The 18,500-nt window shown below is 68.9% G+C and carries 17 protein-coding genes; 8 read left to right on the top strand and 9 right to left on the bottom strand.

Translation table 11 applies throughout. From position 1 onward, the window contains the following. Positions 1-29 precede the first annotated feature (29 nt). From ACYVIP_RS39920 to ACYVIP_RS39910, 3 genes are read left to right on the top strand one after another with little or no spacing between them, the layout of a single operon-like run. Entirely contained in the window at positions 30-1,259 is a 1,230-nt protein-coding gene (locus ACYVIP_RS39920) for a phenylacetate--CoA ligase family protein (protein ID WP_460406233.1), read from the top strand. Positions 1,260-1,261: 2 nt separating this feature from the next. Further along, complete coding sequence (locus ACYVIP_RS39915) at positions 1,262-2,071, top strand: fumarylacetoacetate hydrolase family protein (protein WP_460406231.1); 810 nt, start codon at positions 1,262-1,264, stop codon at positions 2,069-2,071. 14 nt (positions 2,072-2,085) lie between these two features. Continuing rightward, positions 2,086-2,601 carry a hypothetical protein gene (locus tag ACYVIP_RS39910; protein ID WP_460406229.1) on the top strand — a complete coding sequence of 172 codons (516 nt, stop codon included), beginning with the start codon at positions 2,086-2,088 and terminating at the stop codon, positions 2,599-2,601. 3 nt (positions 2,602-2,604) lie between these two features. On the opposite strand, the gene ACYVIP_RS39905 is transcribed toward ACYVIP_RS39910, so the two are convergent. Next, positions 2,605-3,054, bottom strand: coding sequence for a YdeI/OmpD-associated family protein (locus ACYVIP_RS39905; RefSeq protein WP_460406227.1), 450 nt, complete (start codon positions 3,052-3,054; stop codon positions 2,605-2,607). Positions 3,055-3,285: 231 nt separating this feature from the next. On the opposite strand from ACYVIP_RS39905, the gene ACYVIP_RS39900 reads away from it, so the two are divergent. Further along, positions 3,286-4,074, top strand: a complete 789-nt coding sequence (locus ACYVIP_RS39900; RefSeq protein ID WP_460406225.1) for an alpha/beta fold hydrolase — start codon at positions 3,286-3,288, stop codon at positions 4,072-4,074. A gap of 50 nt (positions 4,075-4,124) precedes the next feature. On the opposite strand, the gene ACYVIP_RS39895 is transcribed toward ACYVIP_RS39900, so the two are convergent. The 8 genes from ACYVIP_RS39895 to ACYVIP_RS39860 are packed head-to-tail and all read right to left on the bottom strand — an operon-like array spanning position 4,125 to position 10,560. After that, positions 4,125-5,414, bottom strand: a complete 1,290-nt coding sequence (locus ACYVIP_RS39895) for an acyltransferase family protein (RefSeq protein WP_460406223.1) — start codon at positions 5,412-5,414, stop codon at positions 4,125-4,127. Positions 5,415-5,429: 15 nt separating this feature from the next. After that, positions 5,430-6,536, bottom strand: a complete 1,107-nt coding sequence (locus ACYVIP_RS39890; RefSeq protein ID WP_460406221.1) for a 2Fe-2S iron-sulfur cluster-binding protein — start codon at positions 6,534-6,536, stop codon at positions 5,430-5,432. Next, positions 6,533-7,327, bottom strand: coding sequence for an arylamine N-acetyltransferase family protein (locus tag ACYVIP_RS39885; protein ID WP_460406219.1), 795 nt, complete (start codon positions 7,325-7,327; stop codon positions 6,533-6,535). The genes ACYVIP_RS39890 and ACYVIP_RS39885 overlap by 4 nt, the downstream gene beginning before the upstream one ends. A 3-nt stretch (positions 7,328-7,330) precedes the next feature. Then, positions 7,331-7,846 (bottom strand): 1,2-phenylacetyl-CoA epoxidase subunit PaaD, encoded by a 516-nt coding sequence (gene paaD / locus ACYVIP_RS39880; protein WP_460406217.1) that lies wholly within the window; start codon positions 7,844-7,846, stop codon positions 7,331-7,333. Further along, complete coding sequence (paaC, locus tag ACYVIP_RS39875) at positions 7,810-8,547, bottom strand: 1,2-phenylacetyl-CoA epoxidase subunit PaaC (RefSeq protein WP_460406215.1); 738 nt, start codon at positions 8,545-8,547, stop codon at positions 7,810-7,812. Before paaC ends, paaD begins: the two co-directional genes overlap by 37 nt. Continuing rightward, entirely contained in the window at positions 8,544-8,831 is a 288-nt protein-coding gene (gene paaB / locus ACYVIP_RS39870; RefSeq protein ID WP_460406213.1) for a 1,2-phenylacetyl-CoA epoxidase subunit PaaB, read from the bottom strand. Before paaB ends, paaC begins: the two co-directional genes overlap by 4 nt. Beyond that, a complete protein-coding gene (gene paaA / locus ACYVIP_RS39865; protein ID WP_460406211.1) occupies positions 8,828-9,772 on the bottom strand; it encodes a 1,2-phenylacetyl-CoA epoxidase subunit PaaA in 945 nt (314 codons plus the stop codon). Before paaA ends, paaB begins: the two co-directional genes overlap by 4 nt. Next, on the bottom strand, positions 9,769-10,560 hold the full coding sequence (locus tag ACYVIP_RS39860) for a tryptophan 2,3-dioxygenase (RefSeq protein ID WP_460406209.1): 792 nt from the start codon (positions 10,558-10,560) through the stop codon (positions 9,769-9,771). The genes paaA and ACYVIP_RS39860 overlap by 4 nt, the downstream gene beginning before the upstream one ends. A gap of 208 nt (positions 10,561-10,768) precedes the next feature. On the opposite strand from ACYVIP_RS39860, the gene ACYVIP_RS39855 reads away from it, so the two are divergent. The 4 genes from ACYVIP_RS39855 (at position 10,769) to ACYVIP_RS39840 (ending at position 18,499) form a co-directional block, all read left to right on the top strand. Continuing rightward, entirely contained in the window at positions 10,769-12,289 is a 1,521-nt protein-coding gene (locus ACYVIP_RS39855) for a benzoate-CoA ligase family protein (RefSeq protein ID WP_460406207.1), read from the top strand. A 972-nt stretch (positions 12,290-13,261) separates the two neighbouring features. After that, the gene (locus ACYVIP_RS39850) at positions 13,262-14,596 is read left to right on the top strand and encodes a cytochrome P450 (protein WP_460406205.1); all 1,335 of its coding nucleotides are present in this window, start codon (positions 13,262-13,264) and stop codon (positions 14,594-14,596) included. Positions 14,597-14,643: 47 nt separating this feature from the next. After that, on the top strand, positions 14,644-15,744 hold the full coding sequence (locus tag ACYVIP_RS39845; RefSeq protein WP_460406203.1) for a terpene synthase family protein: 1,101 nt from the start codon (positions 14,644-14,646) through the stop codon (positions 15,742-15,744). A 118-nt stretch (positions 15,745-15,862) separates the two neighbouring features. After that, positions 15,863-18,499, top strand: coding sequence for a cholesterol oxidase substrate-binding domain-containing protein (locus ACYVIP_RS39840; protein ID WP_460406201.1), 2,637 nt, complete (start codon positions 15,863-15,865; stop codon positions 18,497-18,499). Position 18,500 lies beyond the last annotated feature (1 nt).

Raw genomic sequence — 18,500 nt, 5'->3', positions numbered from 1 at the left:
CGCACCACGATGAAACGGATGGTGAACACATGACGGCACAGGTGGATCCCGCGGCGCTGCGCGCCATGCTCGAGCGGGTCGTGGCCGGATCGACCTACCTGCGCAAGAAACTCGACGCGGCGGGCATCCGGCCACCGCAGGTCACCGAGCCGGGTGACCTGTACCGGCTGCCGTTCACCACCAAGGAGGAGCTGCGCGCGACTCCCGTGATGGAGTACGCCGCCGTGCCGGACGAGCGGATCGTGCGCGTGCACGCCTCCACCGGCACCACCGGACGCCGCACCGTCTGCGCGTACACCGCCCAGGACGTCGAGGACTGGACCGAGATGGTCGCCCGCTGCCTCGGCTACGCCGGTGTGACCGCCACCGACCGGGTGCAGATCGCCGTCGGCTACGGGATGTGGGCGGCCGGCACGGGTTTCCAGGCGGGGATCGAGCGCCTCGGCGCGCTGGCCGTGCCCACCGGTGCCGGCAACACCCAGCTGCAGCTGGAGATGCTGGCGGAGCTGCGCGGCACTGTGTTGTGGGCCACCTCGTCGTTCACGTTGCTGCTCGCGGAGCTGATCGCCAAGCAGGACCTGCGATCCGAGCTGGCGCTGCGGATCGCGCTCACCGGCTCGGAACGGTGGGGTGAGGCCACCAGGACGCGGATCGAGTCGCTGCTCGGCGTGCGGACCTTCGACCTGTACGGGCTGACCGAGCTGTGGGGTGGTGGCGTCGGCGTGGAATGCGCCCGCCACGACGGCATCCACGTGTGGAACGACCACTTCCACGTCGAGGTGATCGACCCGGACACGCTCGAGCCGGTGCCCGCCGGCACCCCGGGCGAGCTGGTGGTGACCACGCTGCGCAAGGAGGCGACGCCGCTGATCAGGTACCGCACCAGGGACCTGACCTACCTGTACCCCGACGCGTGTCCCTGCGGCAGCCCGTATCCGAGGATCGGCCGGATCCACGGCCGGTCCGACGACCAGATCAAGGTGCGCGGGGTGATCTTCCTGCCGATGCAGGTGGACACCGTGTTGGCCGAGCTGCCCGGTGCCGGGCCGGAGTTCCAGGCGCACGTCGACCGGGACGCCGGCGGCCGCGACAGCCTGACCGTCCGGGTGGAGGCCGAGGACCTCGGCCTGACCGGCGAGCTCGAGCGCAGGCTGCGCGACAAGGTCGGCCTGCGGATCGGCGTGGAGCTCGTCGAGCCGGGCTCGTTGCCCAGGAGCGAACGGAAGACCCAGCGGGTCTTCGACCACCGCGTGCTCTGAGCATGCGCTACACCCGGGTCCGGCACGACGGCCGGCCGCACTGGGCCGTGGTCGAGGACGACGTGGTCGGCCTGCTGTCCGGCTCACCGATCGGCACGGTTCCGGTCCGGACCGGAACCGTGCCGCTGGCCGAGGTGACACTGCTCCCGCCGGTACTGCCGTCGGTCTTCTACGCCGTCGGCCTGAACTACGCGGCCCACCTCGACCGCGCGCGGGCCGGCGGGCTGCCCGGCGCGTCCCGTCCCGAACGGCCAGAGGTCGGCTACCGGGCCAACAACGCGCTCGTCGGCAGTGGCGGGGCGATCCTCGTCCCGCCCGACCTCACCGGCCCGCTGGAGGCCGAGGGCGAGGTCGTCGCCGTCATCGGCAGGCGGCTGCGGCAGGCCGGCCGGGCCGAGGCCATGGCGTCGGTGTTCGGCTGGACGATCGGCAACGACGTCAGCGCACGAGCCTGGCAGCGCACCGACCGCGGCTTCTGGCGCAGCAAGAACAGCGACACCTTCAAACCGATGGGCCCGTGGATCGAGACCGATGTCGATCCGTTGGCGCAGACCACGATCGTCCGGGTGAACGGGGTGGTTGGCGCCCGGTTCGCCACCGGCGACATGATCTTCGATCCCTGGGACTACCTCGTCGAGGCGTCCCGTTACGTGACGTTCCACCCTGGCGACGTGCTGTGGCTTGGCGCCGACTCGGCCTGCCGGATCGTGCCAGGTGACGTGGTCGACGTCGAGATCACCGGCATCGGCACGCTCTCCAACCCCGTTCGGGACCGGTCCCCGGGCGCGCGGCCTAGCGTCCCCGGGAGGTGACCGAGGAGGCTGGCATGGATCCGATCGTGGTCCTGGGGATCGTCCTGGTGCTGGGCATCGTGGTCGGCGTCGCGATCCGGTACCGCCGGCGTTCCGCGCTGGCCACGCACCTGACCACGCCGGTCTGCGTGTTCTGCCTGCGGCCGATCGCCGGCACCGACCAGGTCGCGGCGATGAAGAAGACCGCGGTGCGTGACCTGCTCGGCCGGGTGCCCAGCACGCAGTCGCCGAGCACCGACCCGCTCGGCAACCCGCGCTGGCTGGGCCACGTCGACTGCGCCAGCAGGGCGGGCGCGGACCTGCGGGTCGCCGGGAAGGTCGCCGGAAAGGTCACCGACGGGTCGGCGCCGCGCGGCGCCGATCCGATGGAGCTGACCTGCCCGGCGTGCGGGCACGGCTTCCGCAAGCCGGATGTCGTGATCACCACCGAGGCCGTCGCGCGCAGGTACGGCTCGAACGCCGAGCAGTGCCCGCGCTGCGACCACATCTGGGACCCCGGCGGTCCGCCGAGGCACATCATCCGCGGCTGAGCGTCAGCGAGCCCTGCCCGCCCGCAACAGCGTGACCGACTTGTCGATGCGCCGTTGGCGGGTCTCCGCCGTCCTGGCGCCGTCGATGTTCAGCACGTGCCAGCGCTGGTTGCTGTAGGACAGCCCGTCGAAGAACGCGCGGGCCGCCGGCTCGGCGGCCAGCGCGGCCGCGAAGTCGGCCGGCACCTCGACCGTGCGCTCCTCGGTGTCCAGCGCGACCTCGACGTCCACCTCGTCGCCCGCGGCGACGGCCGCTCTGGCGCGGTTGTCCGCGGACAGCGGCAGCATGAACCGCCCACCCATCACCGCGACCGTGCTGCGGTAGGTGTGTTCACCGATCGTGACCCTGACCTTCGGCTTCTTGCCGGCCCCCAGCGCGGTGACCACCTCGGCCGGTACCGCGACCCCGGTGGCGGTCTTTCCCGCGAGTTCCACGGTGGTGCGAAAACGCATGAATCCCTCCGCTATCTGACCGGCAGTGCGCACGCTGACCAGGTAGTATACGTATGCATGCAGGAAAAGGCAGTTGTTTTTGTTGCTTCTTTGAAAATGCGGAGCTGAAATATCCGCACCGTGTCGATTCCCTGCGACGCCGTTCGTCGTGTTGTGTAGGACGACGCCGCGCGCGGGCGCGCATGACGAGCCGGAAGGCGTCGGCGACACACAGTACTGAAGGGACCTCGCATGCCTAACGTCACGTCGAAGGACGGCACCACCATCGCGTTCGACCGCAGCGGCACCGGCACGCCGCTCATCCTGATCGGCGGCGCGTTCGCCGACCGCAAGGCCGCGCTGTTGGTGGACCTGGCAGAACAGTTAGCCACACACTTCACGGTAATCAACTACGACCGCCGAGGCCGGGGCGCCAGCGGGGACACCGCTCCCTACGAGGTGGCGCGGGAGATCGAGGACCTCGACGCGCTCATCGCCGACGCCGGTGGGTCAGCGTACGTCTACGGTCTGTCCTCGGGGGCGATCCTCGCCATCGACGCAGCCGCCAACGGGTCGAACATCCTGAAGCTGGCCCTGCACGAACCGCCCTACACCGTGGACGACACCCACGAGGGCCCGCCGGCCGGCCTGCGCAAGAGCCTCGCCGACCTGACCGCCGACGGCCGCCGGGACGACACGGTCGAGCTGTTCCTCACCGTGATGGGCATGCCGGCCGAGTACATCGGCCCGATGAAGGACACCCCGGACTGGGCCGGCCTGGTCAAGGTGGCGCACACGCTGTCCTACGAGTCCGCCCTGGTCGGCGAGGACGGCTCGCTGCCGACCGAGCGGGTGGGCGCGGTGACCGTGCCCACCGTCGTCATCGACGGCGCGAACAGTCCGGAGTGGATGTGCAACGCGGTCCAGGCGGTCACCGAGGCGCTGCCCAACGCGTCCCGGCACTCCCTGGAGGGCCAGGACCACTTCACCGTGGACCCGGCGTCCATCGCCCCGGTCCTGCTGGAGTTCTTCACCGACTGAGCACGACGAAGCGGCCGCCTCGCACCCGAGGCGGCCGCTTCTTTGTCTGGCTACACCGGAGCGGGCTGTGCCGGCTCCTCGGTCGCCTTCCTGGCCTCGGCCCGCCGGGAGATCCGCCGCTCACCGAGCAGCATCAGCGGGCGTTCGAAGGCGTAGTAGCTCACCGTGGCCACCACGACCGTGAGCGCGATGACCGACAGTTCCAGTTCCCAGAAGCCGAAGTCGCCGATCACCGTCCGCACGTCCCAGGCCGGCTCGTTGCCGAAGACGCTCCCGCTGCCGAGCACCCAGTAGAGCACCACGAACTGCCACAGGTACACGCCGTAGGAGATCCGCCCGAGGAAGCGCACCGGCCCGTTGGCCAGCACCGCGTCGATGAACTTCGGCTGTGCCCCTGGCGCGATCATCGGCGCCACCAGCAGTACGGGGAAGACCAACAACAGCACGTGTTGCACCAGCCCGGCGGCCAGCGGCGGGTAGTCGCCGTAGGCCGGCCTGCCGAACGGCTGGATGGCGTTGAGCAGGTACACCACGAAAGCCCCTAGCCAGAACAGGTTCGGCCGGAGCGCCGCGCCGCGGAACAGCGCGGGCGTGTCGCCGGGGGAGTGCTCCGACAGCGCGGACAGCACCCCCATCGCCATGCCGATCGCGAGCACGCCGACGTTGGTGATCGGCAACCAGTAGGCGTTGGGGTACTGGCCCATCTCGGGCGAGTGCACGTAGGCCGACCAGCCGAACCCGGCCAGGATGAGGATGGGCACCGGCAGCATCAGCCTGCGCGCCCGCTGTACCGCGGTGACCCCGCGCCGGGCGTACCGGTGGCACAGCCAGGCGATCAGCGGCATGGCGAGGTAGAAGTGCACCTCGGTGGTCACCGTCCAGGTGATGTCCATGCCGGCCATCCACGTCGGCTCATAGTTCTGCATCAACAGGAACGGCCGCAGCACGTACCAGAGCCCGTCGATGTAGTTGAGGTTGAGCGTCAGCAGCGCGGCCACGGTCATCAGGTAGTAGGCCGGCAGTAATCGCAGACCGCGTCTGAGGAAGTAGGGCCCTAACAACGGTTTCGGGGTGCCGGCGATGACCGAGCGGGCGAACGGGCGGTAGAGGAACATCCCGGACAACGTGAAGAACACCCCGACACACACCGGGAACCCGTTGATCAGGAAGCCGGCGAACGGGCTGCTCGGCGGCTGGTCGTACATGCCGATGAGACCGGCGGCGAAGGCGACGTGGGTGATCAGCAGCGCGAGCGCGCACAGTCCTCGGACGCCTTCGAACCGGGGAACGCGTTTGGCCCCTTGTCTCGGTTGGACGGTGGTGGTGTGGACACTCATCATGGTTCCTTCCTTGCCTCAGGTGACGTCGAAGTCGACGGTCACCTCGTCGGACACGGGTACGGCCTGACAGGTCAGCACATAGCCGTCCGCGGCCTCCTGTGTGGACAGCGCCCAGTCGCGGACCATCCGGACCTCGCCGGCGACCACCCTGGCGCGGCAGGTGGCGCAGACGCCGGTCTTGCACGAGTAGGGCAGCTCCGGCCTCGCCGACAGCGCCGCGTCGAGTAGCCGGCCGTCCGCCGGCACCGGCACGGTCGACGCGCGCCCGTCCAGCAGGACCGTCAGCCGATGGGCGCGCTCGGCCGGCGCCCGCGCCTCGGCCGCGGCGGCCACCGCGGCCGAGCCGTCCGCGTGGAACAGTTCGGTGTGGACAGACGACCCGTCGACGCCGTGCTCGGCGAGTACGCGCCGGGCGCCGCGCACCAGGTCCCACGGTCCACACAGGAACCACTCGCGCACGGTGCGCGGGTCGAGCAGGCCGGTGAAGACCTGCCGGAGGGTGTGCTGGTCGAGCCGGCCGCCGGCCAGCCCGATCCGGGACTCCTCCCTGGAGAACACCGGCACCAGGTTCAGCCTGCGCGGGTAGCGGTTCTTCAGGTCGGCGAGGTCCTCGGCGAACATCATCGAGTCGAGCTGGCGGTTCCCGTACAGCACAACGAACTCGCTGCGCGGCTCGACCGCGAGCGTGGCGCTCGCCAGGCACAGCACCGGGGTGATGCCGGAGCCGGCGACGACCGCGCCGTAGCGCCTGCGCCTGGCCGGGTCGGGGACGGTGACGAAGTTGCCAACCGGCGGCAGCACGTCCAATGCGGTGTCCGGGCGCAGCTCACGGCTGGCGTAGGTGGAGAAGGCCCCGCCGGGCACCGCGCGGATGCCGATCCGGATGGTGCCCTGCCGTGCCAGCTGCTCCGGGACCGAACACAGTGAGTACGAGCGGCGGATCTCGGCGCCGCCGATGGCCGCGCGCACCGTGACGTGCTGTCCCGGCGTGAACGCGAACACCGGCCGTAGTGCGGGCGGCACGCGCAGGGTCACCGCGACCGCGCTGCCGTCGAGGGCCACCGGTTCCACCGCCGTGACGGTCAACCGGTGCGGGCGCAGGCTCACTCGGGGAACGCTCATCGCGGGCCGCCGACCAGCCGCGCCGCCGGCCGGGGCAGCTCGTCGAGGTCGAAGCCGAACCAGGTGCGGTAGGCCGCCCGCACGTCCGCCTCGGCGAGCACCTGGGTGGTCCGGATCCCGTGCTCCCGCCGGATGAGCGTGTCGCCGCTGACGGTGACCCGTCCGGTCGCGGTCGGCAGCGTGCAGAAGTCCCTGGCGAGGAACGGCGAGTCCGCCGCGCTGCGAAACCACCAGATGGTCGCGGCGAAGTCGGCGACCGTGCGGGCCCGCCGCTCCAGCCGGTACTGGTGGTGGCCGTCGCGGAACAGGTCCAGGTCACCGTGCGGCGCCGGGCGTACCTGGTAGGTGCCGTGCGGATCCTCCTGCGGCGCGGTCGAGTCCAGCCGCAGCGGATACCGGAAGCACCGGCCGTAGCCGACGTCGACCAGCCACGCCCTTGGCGAGTCCGCGCCGACCACCCGCATGGCGAGGTGGCCGAACGGATGGCCGAACGCGCCGTCGGTCACCACCCGTCCGGACAGGACGGTGACCCGGTAGCCCAGTGCCAGCAACACCTCGGTGAACGCGGTGTTGAGCTCGTAGCAGCAGCCGCCCCGCCTGCGGCCGACGATCTTGCCGAGGGCGTCGGCCCCCAGGTCGATCGCCTTCCCGAGGCCGAAGTCGATGTTCTCGAACGGCACGGACAGGACGTGCCGCCCGTGCAGTTCGCGCAGCGCGTCGCCGGTCGGCGAGACCGGCCTGCGCGCGCCGATGCGGTCGAGGTAGGCGCCGACCGCCGCGTCGTCCAGCATCGCTCAGTGCCCCTTCAGGTGGTCGAACGGTTCCCGGCAGGACTCGCAGCGCCACAACGCCAGGCACGCCGTCGAGCCGAACCGGGCCAACTCCGTGGTCTCGCCCGACCGGCAGCGCGGACAGGACGGCGACGCGGTGACCAACGGCAGCAACGGCCGGCCGTCGGGCGCGGCCGCCGGTGGCGCGATGTCCGCGGCGGCGAGCTTCGCGCGGGCGGTGTCGCTCAACCAGTCGGTGGACCACGGCGGCGACAGCGAGGTGACCACCTCGACGTCGGTGCCGCCGGCGGCCGTGGCCGCGGCGCGGATGTCCGCCGCGATCACCGCCATCGCCGGGCAGCCGAGGTAGGTCGGGGTGATCGTGACGACCACCCGGCCGTCCTCGTGCGCCAGGACGTCCCGCAGGATGCCGAGGTCCGAAATGGACAGCACGGTGAGCTCGGGGTCGCGTACCTCGGCGACCGCCGCGCGCACCCGCTCGATCACCAATGAGCTCCCGGATGTGCTCGATGTACGCATTGCAGCTCCGTGATGAGGTAACTGAAGGCTTCGGTGTGCCGGCCGCGCCGGCCGCCGGTCGGTGCCCAGCCGTCCGCCGGCCGGCGCAGGGTGGCCGTGCCCAGTACCGGCTCGATCCGCGCCAGCCACGGCTCGCGCAGCGCGCCCGGCTCGGGCACCCGGCCGGCCGGCACCGGCCACGGCTCGAACAGCTCGTGGGTGTAGGGCCACACCTCGTCCACGCCGGCCTGGATCCGGCGGTGGGACTCCTCGGTGCCGTCACCGAGCCGCAGGGTCCACGTGACGGCGTGGTCGACGTGGTACCGCGTCTCCTTGACCGCCTTGGCGGCGACCCCGGCCAACACTGGATCGTCCACTGTGGACAACTGGTCGTAGAGCAGGTGCTGGTAGGTGGCGAAGAACAACAGCTTCGCGATGGTGGTGGCGAAGTCGCCGTTGGGCAGCTCGACCAGCAGCGCGTTGCAGAACTCGCGCTCGTCGCGCAGGTAGGCCAGCGCGTCCTCGTCCCGGCCGAGCCCTTCCAGCTCACCGGCGTAGCCCAGCAGCCGGATGGCCTGGCCGAGCAGGTCGAGGGTGATGTTCGCCAGCGCGACGTCCTCTTCGAGCTGTGGCGCCCCGGCGCACCACTGCGCCAGCCGCTGGGCGGCGATGAGCGCGTCGTCGCCGAGCAGGCACACGTAGTCGAACAGCGTGTCGGTCACAGGTGTTCGACCCCCTCCGGCGGCGGGAAGAAGGTGGGATGCCGGTAGGGCTTGTCGGCCGCCGGGTCGAAGAAGGCGTCCTTCTCGTCCGGACTGGACGCGGTGATCTCGGCCGAGGGCACCACCCAGATCGACACCCCCTCGCTGCGGCGGGTGTAGAGGTCGCGCGCGTTGCGCAGCGCCATCGCGGCGTCCGCCGCGTGCAGGCTGCCGACATGCGCGTGCGTCAGCCCCCGGCGGGCACGGACGAACGCCTCCCACAGCGGCCAGTCCACGGCGCTCATGCCGCCTCCTCCTCGGCCCGGTGCCGCCGTTTGGCGGCATAGGCCGACGCGGCCGCCCGCACCCAGGCGCCGTCCTCGTGGACCCGCCGCCGGTGGGCGACCCGTTGGCGGTTGCACGGGCCGTCGCCGGAGATCACCCGCCGGAGCTCGTCGTAGTCGGGCAGGGTGAAGTCGTAGTGGCCGCGCTCGGGGTTCCACCGCAGCTCGGGGTCGGGCAGCACCACGCCCAACGCCTCGGCCTGCGGCACACAGACGTCCACGAACCGTTGCCGCAGCTCGTCGTTGGTGAACCGTTTGATCCGCCAGGCCAGCGACTGGTCCGAATGGGACGACTGGTCGTGCGGCGGGCCGAACATCGCGAGCGTCGGGTACCACCACCGGTTCACCGCGTCCGCCACCATCTCCCGCTGGGCGGGCGTGCCCCTGGCCATGGTGTACACCGCGTCGAACCCCTGCCGGTGGTGGAACGACTCCTCCCGGCAGACGCGGACCATCGCCCGCGCGTACGGGCCGTAGGAGGCCCGGCACAGCGGGACCTGGTTGACCACCGCCGCGCCGTCGGTCAACCACGCGAACACGCCGACGTCGGCCCAGGTCAGTGTCGGATAGTTGATGAACGAGAGGTACCGCTGGCGTCCGTCGTGCAACGCTTCGAGCAGCGCTTCCCTTGCCACGCCAAGGGTTTCCACGGCCGCGTACAGATAGAGCCCGTGGCCGGCCTCGTCCTGCACCTTGGCGATCAGGATCGCCTTGCGGCGCAGGCTCGGCGCCCGGCTGATCCAGTTGGCCTCCGGCTGCATGCCGACCACCTCGGAGTGCGCGTGCTGCGCCATCTGCCGGACCAACATCCGCCGGTAGCCATCCGGCATCCAGTCCCTCGGCTCGACGCGATCGTCGGCGGCGATCAGCGCGTCGAACCGGTCCTGCCCGGTCGCGTTCACGCGGCGTGGCCACGAACCGCGGCCAGGTCGGGGAAGATCGAGGTGAACAGCGTGCTCTGCAGGTAGGCCACGCCGGCGGAGCCGCCGGTGCCCGGCAGGTTGCCGATCATGCGCTGGACCATCTTCGCGTGCCGGTAACGCCACTGCTGCACGACCTGGTCGAGGTCGACGAGGCGTTCGCAGATCTGGGCCGCGACCCCGTCATCCCGGTACACCCGCCGCAGCACGTCCTGCAGCTCGACGGACGGCTCCATCGGCAGCGACACATCCCGGTGCAACTGCTGTGCGGGCACCGGATAGCCCTGTGCGGCAAGGTAGCCGAGCAGGGAGTCGAAAATGGACGGTCGGGTCATCGCGGTGATGATCCGCTTCCGCTCGACGTCGTCCGTCGCGCGCTCGAGCACCCACTCGGCGCGCCGGCCGAGCGACGCCTCGATCTCCCGGAACTGCACGGACTGAAAACCGCTCCCTCGGCCGAGCGCGCCGCGGAACATCGCGAACTGGCGCGGGGTCATGGTTTCGATCACGTCGATCTGGGTTACCAATACGCGAAGTACGGCCAGTATTCGGTGCAATGTTTGCATCGCGGGCGCGGTGTGACCGTCAGACAATGCGCGCTGTAATCTGGCGAACTCGTACAGCAACTGCTTGAACCAGAGTTCGTGTACCTGATGTACGACAATGAAAAGCATCTCGTCGTGCTCGCCGGACCGAGGTCGCTGCGCCTCAAGGACCTCGTCCAGGGCCAAGTACGACGAGTAGGATAAATCGGACTGGTCGACCGTCATGTTCGCCCCCTAGAATAAAAGAAGCTTTACCGAGATTTTTTGGGGTGTCCTGCCGGAAATCGAAGACTACCCGGACCAGCTATCGACCACGAACAAGAGCGCACTTTGGAAGAAGTGGCAGTACCGCACGACAGAAGAAGCCGGGGTGCGCACCACGATCACACAATGCCCCGGACATCGTGCGGGGGCGCGTTCTCAGGAGGTCTCGATGAATCACCCGATCCTGCCCCGAGCGTTCAACATCGCCAGCCACTTCCTCGACCGCAACGCGGCCGACCGGACCGCGCTGATCACCGACACCGGCCAGACGACCTACGGCGAGCTGCGGAGGCTGGCCAACCGGGTGGGCAACGCCCTGCGGTCCATCGGTGTCCGCCGGGGCGACCGGGTGCTGCTGGCGCTGTCGGACAGTGTCGAGTTCGTCGCGACCTGGTACGGCGCGCAGAAGATCGGCGCGGTCACCGCCGAGGTCTACACCTATCTCCAACCGAAGGACTATCGGTACTTTGTGGACTACGCGACGCCATCGGTGGTCGTCGCCGACGCCGGCACCCTGGACCGCCTGCGCACCGCCGGCGTCGGGAACTTACTCGTGGCCGGCGTTTCGCCGGCCGACCTCCGTACGGGCGAGCACCACTTCGGCTCCCTGGCCGCCGCCCAGTCATCCTCGCTGACCGCCGCCGCGACGACGCCGGACGACGTCGCCATCTGGCGGTTCACCACCGGCAGCACCGGCGCGCCGAAGGCGTGCGTACTGGCCGCCCGCAGTCCGCTGCTGAGCTACGAGTGGTACGCCCGCCGGGTGCTCGGCATCCGTGAGGACGACGTCGTGCTGCCGGTGCCGAAGCTGTTCTTCGGCTACGCCAACAACATGACGACGCTGTTCACCTTCGGTGCTGGCGCGACCGGCATCGTGTTCCCGGAGCGCAGCACCCCGGAGCGGATCTTCGCCATGATCGCCAGGCACCGGCCGACGATCCTGGTGAACGTGCCGACCATGATGCGCGCCATGCTGAACCACCCCGACGCGTCCACACAGGACCTGAGTTCGCTGCGGATGTGCCTGTCGGCCGGCGAGGCCCTGCCGGTGGCGGTGCACCGCGAGTGGCAGGACACCTTCGGGGTCGAGGTCATCGACGGCATCGGCGCGTCGGAGACCTACCACGGCTACGTGTCCAACCGGCCGGGCCGTTCCCGGATCGGCAGCCTCGGCACGGTGGTGCCCGGCTACCAGGTGCGGGTGGTCGACCCGCACGGCGCGCCGCTGCCGGACGGGGAGACCGGGGTACTCGAGGTCACCGGCGGCACCGTGGCGCTGGAGTACTGGCGGGCGCCGGAGAAGTCGGCGGTGACCTTCCCGGCGAAGCACACGGTGCGCACCAGCGACCTGTTCCGCCGCGACGCCGACGGCTACTTCTACTACCAGGGCAGGGCGGACGACCTGCTGAAGGTGGGCGGGGTGTGGGTGGCGCCGACGGAGATCGAGAAGTGCCTGCTGACCCACCCCGCGGTGGCGGCCTGCGCGGTGGTCGGCTACCAGCACGACGGGCTGACCCGCACCCGGGCGTTCGTGGTCGCCGACGGCGAGGTGTCCGCGACCGACCTGCAGGACTTCGTCCGGACGACCCTCGCGCCCTACAAGTACCCCCGCGACGTCCGGTTCGTCGACCGTCTACCGGAAACCCCGTCCGGCAAGGTGGACCGCCAGTCACTCCGCCACATCGCCTAGCGAGCGGGCGACAACGTCGGGAGCCGAAGCCCGGCCGTCCCGGGTCCACTGGGCCGGCCGGGGTCGACCCGACCGAAGTCCGGGCCGGTGTCAAAGCCACCCTCGTCCCCACCCATTTCGAAACAGGCGGCTCACCTGAAAGTCGCTGAGATCACCTCACTGGGTCAGGGATGTTACGTTCCGTGAAGACGCGTCGCAGAACAAAACCTGCTCACGACCCGTGTGATGGCCACACTCCGTGACCTGGTGATGGGGTTGATCCGACAAGCCGGCCACGCCAGGATCGCCGCCACCATCCGAAGGATCAGAAACAACCCACCATCCTCGGCCTGCCACAACCCCCAAGAACACCTCATGAACGGCAGAAACGATTCTGCGTGCCACCCTGTTGACGAACACGGCGGGGTCGTCACCGACTGACGGTGACGCGAATTTGGCACAGTTCCTCCTGATCGACACGGTGTGCGTAGGCGCTTTCCTTAATTGTTAGACCAGTAGTGCACATGAGCCACGCACCGTGATTTCCGTCGGCGAAGTCGCGACAAGAAGGGATGCCCCGACATCGGCGCGCCATCGCCACACGCAGTCGAGCAAGATCAACACGTACGGTGCTCGGCGCACTTCACGGCCGTGGTCAACCCGCGCTCTTCAGGTTCCCGCGTAATCACAGTGTGTGCCGGCCAGTGACGGCTCGCGAGGGGTTATTTCTTTATGCCTTCTTGCCGCCCGTGAGCGACCGCGGCAACCGGCCAGCTCCAACGATATGGCACTCGGCACACTCTTTAGTGCGCCCACCCTTCGTGCGACTAGACGGTTTCAAGACTCCACCGCTAGCGTCGTAAACGACGACGGCTGGCATTCGAGGGTCTGCCTGCTGATTCGTCAACTCCTCGACGCTTTACTCGACATCGTCATTCTCTGATTGGGGGCCGGAGATCGTGACCGACAAACACGGGCCGGAGGAAGAGGGATATGACCAGGCGTTCCGTTGAGCTGCTCAGGACCGACCAGTTGCCCCCGGGTCCCGAGCTCGACGAGCGGCAGTGGCTCGAGGTCGAACGCACGCAGCCCACGAGCCTGCAACGCCTGGCCATGCGTTACGGCTCAGTCTTCACCGTCTTCGGCGCCGGCCGGTCCCCCCGGGTCTATGTCGCGGACCCTGACCTGGTTCGCGAGCTGTTCCTGCGTCACGGCGAGGACCTGGAAGGACAGGGCACCAACCTGTTTCGGCCGCTGGTCGGCGAAGGCTCGCTGACGTTCCTGAACGGATCCAGGCACCAGGAGGCGCGCCGCGTACTCGCCCGATCACTCGCGCCAGAGGACTTGCGGCACCGGGCGCACGCCATGGCCGGCGTCGTCGCCGCGGAGCTGTCCGGTATCCCACCCGACGCGGGCATACCGCTACAGGTGTTCACCAACGACGTGACCCGGAAGATCATCGTCGGCCTGACCTTCGGCGGGCTGGTTGCTGACACGTTCGACACGTTGCTCGACGCCTTCGACCGTGCCGTTGCCTCACTGCACCGGAAACAGGCCGCCATCCTCGCTTCCGCCGAGGACGAGGCCCACGAGGCGTTGCAGCGGTTCGGTGAGGCCCGTGCCGACCTCGACGCCATCCTCCGGGAGCTGCTGTGCCGCCACCGCGCCTCCGCCCGCGTGGAGAACACGATCATCGGCAGCTTGGCCGCCACCTCGGTGTCGGGGCGGTCGCTGTCGGACGAGGAGATCATCTGCTTCCTCATCACGATCATGGTGTCCGGGCAGGAAACGACATCGGCATCGCTGGCCTGGGCGCTGCAACACCTCGCTCGCAAGCCGGAGATCACCGTGCGACTGCGTGACGAGCTCCACAGCACAGCCGCCGATCCCGCCGACTTCCAGGATCTGCCCTACCTGCAGGCGATCTGTATGGAGACGCTCCGACACAGTTCGCCGGTGCCGAACGGAAGCGCGCAGAAGGTCGTCAACGAGATCAGCGCGGGCGGGTACGTGTTCCCGCCCGGGGTCGAGATCGTGCCGTCCATCTGCGTGTCGCATGTGGACAACTTCGCCAAAGGCGGGGACTTCGACCCGGAGCGCTTCCTCGACCGGCGCTACCGGAACAACGAGTACATGCCATTCAGCGTCGGCTCGCGGTACTGCCCGGGGTCGGCGTTGGCAATCCAGGAGTTGGCCGTGGCCATCGGCGTCGTCGTCGGCACCCCCGACGTACGGGTGACCGTTCCCGGCGACTCCGTCGAAGGCGTGTCCTTGGGGCCGACGGTGCGGGTGCCGGGCATGGTGATGATCGAACGAGGCCCGTCGTGAACCGCCTTGTCATCTCGTTCACGACCCGGAAAGGATGAACGGCTTTCATGCCACCGTTCAGGATGCCGAAGTTCTACATGCCGTTTCCGGCCCGGCTCAATCCCCATCAGGAGACGGCTCGCGCGCACAGCAAGGCATGGGCCGACCGGATGGGTCTGCTCGGGCCTGAGCAACAGGCGTGGGACGAGGACTCCTTCGACGCCGACGACTACGCCTCCTTCAGCGCGTGGAACTATCCGTATGCGCCGGTGAACGAGCTGAACCTGGTCACCGACTGGCATGTCTGGGGTTTCTTCCTCGACGACGGGTTCGTCGCGCACTACGACCGCGACAGCGACCCGCGGGAAGTCCAACGGTTCCTCGACCGGTTGGCCGCCCTGATGCCGACGTTCGGGCCCAGCTCCGTCGTGCCGGAGAATCCGCTGGAGCGCGCGCTCGCCGATCTGTGGCCGCGCACGGCATACACCAAGTCTCCGGACTGGCGGCGCCGGTTCTCCCGAAACGTGCGTGCCATCGCCGAGAGCGCGGTACTGGAGATGTCCAATGTGGCCTCCGACCATATCCCCGATCCCGTCTCCTACACCGTGATCCGCCGCGAGACGGGTGGCATGGAGTTTTCGGCGTGCCTGGTCGAACACGCTCGGGGCGTGGAGGTGCCCTCCGGTGTCGACCGGACACGGGCGATCCGGGTGCTGAAGGACGCCTGCGCCGACTCCGACCTGTGGCGCAACGACATCGTGTCCTTCGAGAGGGAGGTCGACGAAGGGCAGACGAACAACGGGGTGCTCGTCCTCCAGCAGGTGTTGGGCGGTGGCCTCCAGGAGGCCGTCGACCGCGTCAACGACCTCGTGACGTCCCGGCTGCGCCAGTTCGAGCACACCGCCGCTGTCGAGCTACCGGAGCTGTTCGATCGACTCCAGCTGGATCCGGTGTCACGTTCCCACATCCTGAGCTATGTCGAGGGCCTCGAGGACTGGATGGCCGGTGATCTCCAATGGACGATGACGACCGGTCGCTACGGCAACGCGGCCTCCACTCCACCGCGCGTCACCACCACCGCACCTGGCGAGTACGACCTGTCATGGGCTGCCGGAGGCCCGAGCGGACTCGGGACGGCAGGAACGCGCATACCCTCGTTGACGATGTGAGCTGAGGAAATCCGGTATGTCATCATTCGAAATGCCCGACTTGTACATGCCATTCACCGCTCAGCTCAACCCGCATCTCGAACGCACCAGAGAGCACTCCAAGGTGTGGGCTTCCGCAATGGGAATGTTCGAACCCGAGCAGGGAGAACGGGTGTGGGACGAGGCCGGCTACGACGCGACCGACTGGGCGTTGTTCGCCGCGCTGACGCACCCCACCGCCGACGCGATGGAACTCGACAACGTCACCGAATGGCACGTGTGGGGATGGTACCTCGACGACTACTTCGTGAGGTTCTTCAAGTGGCGCCGCGACCTTCCCGGAGCCAGGGCCTTCGTGGACCGGCTGCTGTCCTTCGCGCCACCGCATCCGGCGCCGACGCCAACACCCCAGAACGGAGTGGAACGCGGGCTGGGTGACCTCTGGGCCCGCAGCGGAGAGCTCCTTCCCCCGGCTGAGCGCCAACAGTTCTGGCGAGGTCTGAGCAGCATGGTCCGCAGCACGCTGTGGGAACTCGCCAACCTGGTGCACAATCGTCATCCCGACCCGATCGACTACCTCGAGATGCGCCGCGAGACCGGCGGCGGCCACTTCGCCATCAACACCTCCCAGATCGGGGTCGGTGTCAGCATTCCGCCGCAGATCTTGCGATCACGCGCCATGCGAGCGTTGAGCGACGCCTTCTCGGACGTTCTCGTCTTCAGCAACGACATGTTCTCCTATGACAGGGAAGTGGAGGTCGAGGACCACCTCAACAGCCATGTGGTCGTCGCACGGCGGTTTCTCGGCTACGACCTCCAGCGTGCGGTCGGGATGGTCAACGACGTACTCACGACCAGGGTCAAGGAGATGGAGAAGGTCGTCGACGACGACCTCCCTCGTCTGCTCGACCACACGGGCGCGGACACCGCGACCCGTGCGAACGTCCTCGAGTACTGTCAGGGCCTGCAAAGGTGGGCGGCCGGGATCTACCAGTGGAGCATCGGCAACCCGCGCTACGCGGACCCCGCGCTGTGGCCCCGACCGCGCAACGCGATGACCGTCGCCACGGACCGGCCGCCCCACTTCCCCGAGGGCATCGCGGTGTCACGCCAGGAGTTCCGCAACTGGGTGGGCGAGCTGCGGGTGAACGGGGCTTGGACCGCCGCGCCCGCCTCGGCCGACGAGGTCGTGACGCTGGTCAACTGGGCGCACACCAACGGGTGGCGGGTCAGGGCCAAGGGCCGGGCCCACAGCTGGGCGCCGCTGATCGTCCAACCGACCGAAGCGGACAAGGTCCTGCTGGTCGACCTGACAGAGCACCTGAACGCCGTGTCGATCAATCCGGGCACTCCGGCTTCGGTGACGGCACAGTCCGGGGTGATCCTGGAAGACCTGACCGCGGAGCTGGAGGCCGCGGGCTACCGCCTCACGGGCTACCCCGAAGTGGGCGACGTCAGCCTCGGCGGGATTCTCGCGGTCGACGCCCATGGCAGCGCCGTGGCTCCGCCGGACGAGACGCCGGCACCGGGAGAGTCCTTCGGGACCGTGAGCAACTCGGTGCTCGAGCTGACGGCGGTCGTCTGGGACCGTGGCACCGACCGGTACGTGCTCAGGACTTTCCGCCGGTCGGATCCGGAGGCCGCCGCGCTCACCGTGAACCTCGGCCGGTCGCTGATCGTGGAGACCACCCTTCAGGTGGCCGCCGACCACAGGATCCGGTGCCAGAGCTTCGACACCATTCCGGCGAGCACGCTCTTCGCCCATCCCGAGTCGGCCGGGGAGAGCTCGTTTGCGGCCTTGCTGGGCAAGACGTGGCATGCCTCCCTGTACTGGTTCCCCTTCGTCGCCGCGCCCTGGCTCCGGGTCTTCAGCGTCGAGCCGGACAAACCAGCGACGTCGAGGGAGGTCACCACCCCCTACAACTACCCGTTCGCCGACAGCATGTCCGAGACGGCCTCGTCATTGCTCACGCAGGTGCTCGCGGGAAAGCCCGCGTTGACGCCGGCCTTCCAGGCGGTGCAGGCGGCACACGTGAGCGCGGGCCTGACCGCGAGCGGCGCCAGGGACGTCTGGGGGTGGTCGAAGAACATTCTCCTGACCGGGCGGCCGAGCACGTTGCGGGTCACCGCGGGCAGCTGGGCCATCATCACCAGCAGGGCGAACATCCAGCGTGCGGTCCACGAGCTCACCTCGTACCTGAGCTCAACGCTCCAGGCCTACGCCCGCCGAGGCGAGTATCCGATCAACCAGGCGCTCGTCCTGCGTTTCAGCGGCACCGACGACCCTGCGGAGGTCGGTCATCCTGGCGCGCGCTCTCCCCAGCTGTCGGCGGCACGCCACCGGTCAGACCAACCCGAGTTCGACATCATCATGTGGTTGGACGTCCTCACCACACCTGGAGTGTCCGGTACCCACCGGTTCTACCACCAGCTGGAACAGTGGCTCGTGTCCAACTACGCGAGCTATGCGGGCATCCGACCGGAATGGTCGAAAGGATGGGCGTTCACCGACACGTCGGCCTGGAGCGATCCCACCATCCTCGACGAGATCATTCCCGCCGCGTATCGGTACCGCCAGCCCGCCGACGACAACTGGGACACCGCGGTGGAAACCCTGAACGCGCTCGACCCACACGGTGTTCTCACCAGCCCTCTGCTGGACCGACTGTTCGGCACCACTCGTCCCGTCCCGGTCTCCCACGGACACACCGGACTGGGCACGAACAGCATCCGATCAGTTCTCGACAACGCTCGGCTCGCCACGGCAAGGGGTTGAT

The organism is Actinophytocola sediminis (genome assembly GCF_054779715.1).
This window is presented reverse-complemented; position numbering and strand designations above follow the sequence as displayed.

Bases quoted from the DNA above. Each gene is read 5' to 3' on its own strand.
- ACYVIP_RS39860 (WP_460406209.1), bottom strand. From the start codon at position 10,560: ATGACGGTCGACCAGTCCGATTTATCCTACTCGTCGTACTTGGCCCTG.
- ACYVIP_RS39920 (WP_460406233.1), top strand. From the start codon at position 30: ATGACGGCACAGGTGGATCCCGCGGCGCTGCGCGCCATGCTCGAGCGG.
- ACYVIP_RS39850 (WP_460406205.1), top strand. From the start codon at position 13,262: ATGACCAGGCGTTCCGTTGAGCTGCTCAGGACCGACCAGTTGCCCCCG.
- ACYVIP_RS39895 (WP_460406223.1), bottom strand. From the start codon at position 5,414: ATGATGAGTGTCCACACCACCACCGTCCAACCGAGACAAGGGGCCAAA.
- ACYVIP_RS39840 (WP_460406201.1), top strand. From the start codon at position 15,863: ATGGGAATGTTCGAACCCGAGCAGGGAGAACGGGTGTGGGACGAGGCC.
- ACYVIP_RS39885 (WP_460406219.1), bottom strand. From the start codon at position 7,327: ATGCTGGACGACGCGGCGGTCGGCGCCTACCTCGACCGCATCGGCGCG.
- paaD (WP_460406217.1), bottom strand. From the start codon at position 7,846: ATGCGTACATCGAGCACATCCGGGAGCTCATTGGTGATCGAGCGGGTG.
- ACYVIP_RS39890 (WP_460406221.1), bottom strand. From the start codon at position 6,536: ATGAGCGTTCCCCGAGTGAGCCTGCGCCCGCACCGGTTGACCGTCACG.
- ACYVIP_RS39845 (WP_460406203.1), top strand. From the start codon at position 14,644: ATGCCACCGTTCAGGATGCCGAAGTTCTACATGCCGTTTCCGGCCCGG.
- ACYVIP_RS39910 (WP_460406229.1), top strand. From the start codon at position 2,086: ATGGATCCGATCGTGGTCCTGGGGATCGTCCTGGTGCTGGGCATCGTG.
- ACYVIP_RS39855 (WP_460406207.1), top strand. From the start codon at position 10,769: ATGAATCACCCGATCCTGCCCCGAGCGTTCAACATCGCCAGCCACTTC.
- ACYVIP_RS39915 (WP_460406231.1), top strand. From the start codon at position 1,262: ATGCGCTACACCCGGGTCCGGCACGACGGCCGGCCGCACTGGGCCGTG.
- ACYVIP_RS39900 (WP_460406225.1), top strand. From the start codon at position 3,286: ATGCCTAACGTCACGTCGAAGGACGGCACCACCATCGCGTTCGACCGC.
- paaB (WP_460406213.1), bottom strand. From the start codon at position 8,831: ATGAGCGCCGTGGACTGGCCGCTGTGGGAGGCGTTCGTCCGTGCCCGC.
- ACYVIP_RS39905 (WP_460406227.1), bottom strand. From the start codon at position 3,054: ATGCGTTTTCGCACCACCGTGGAACTCGCGGGAAAGACCGCCACCGGG.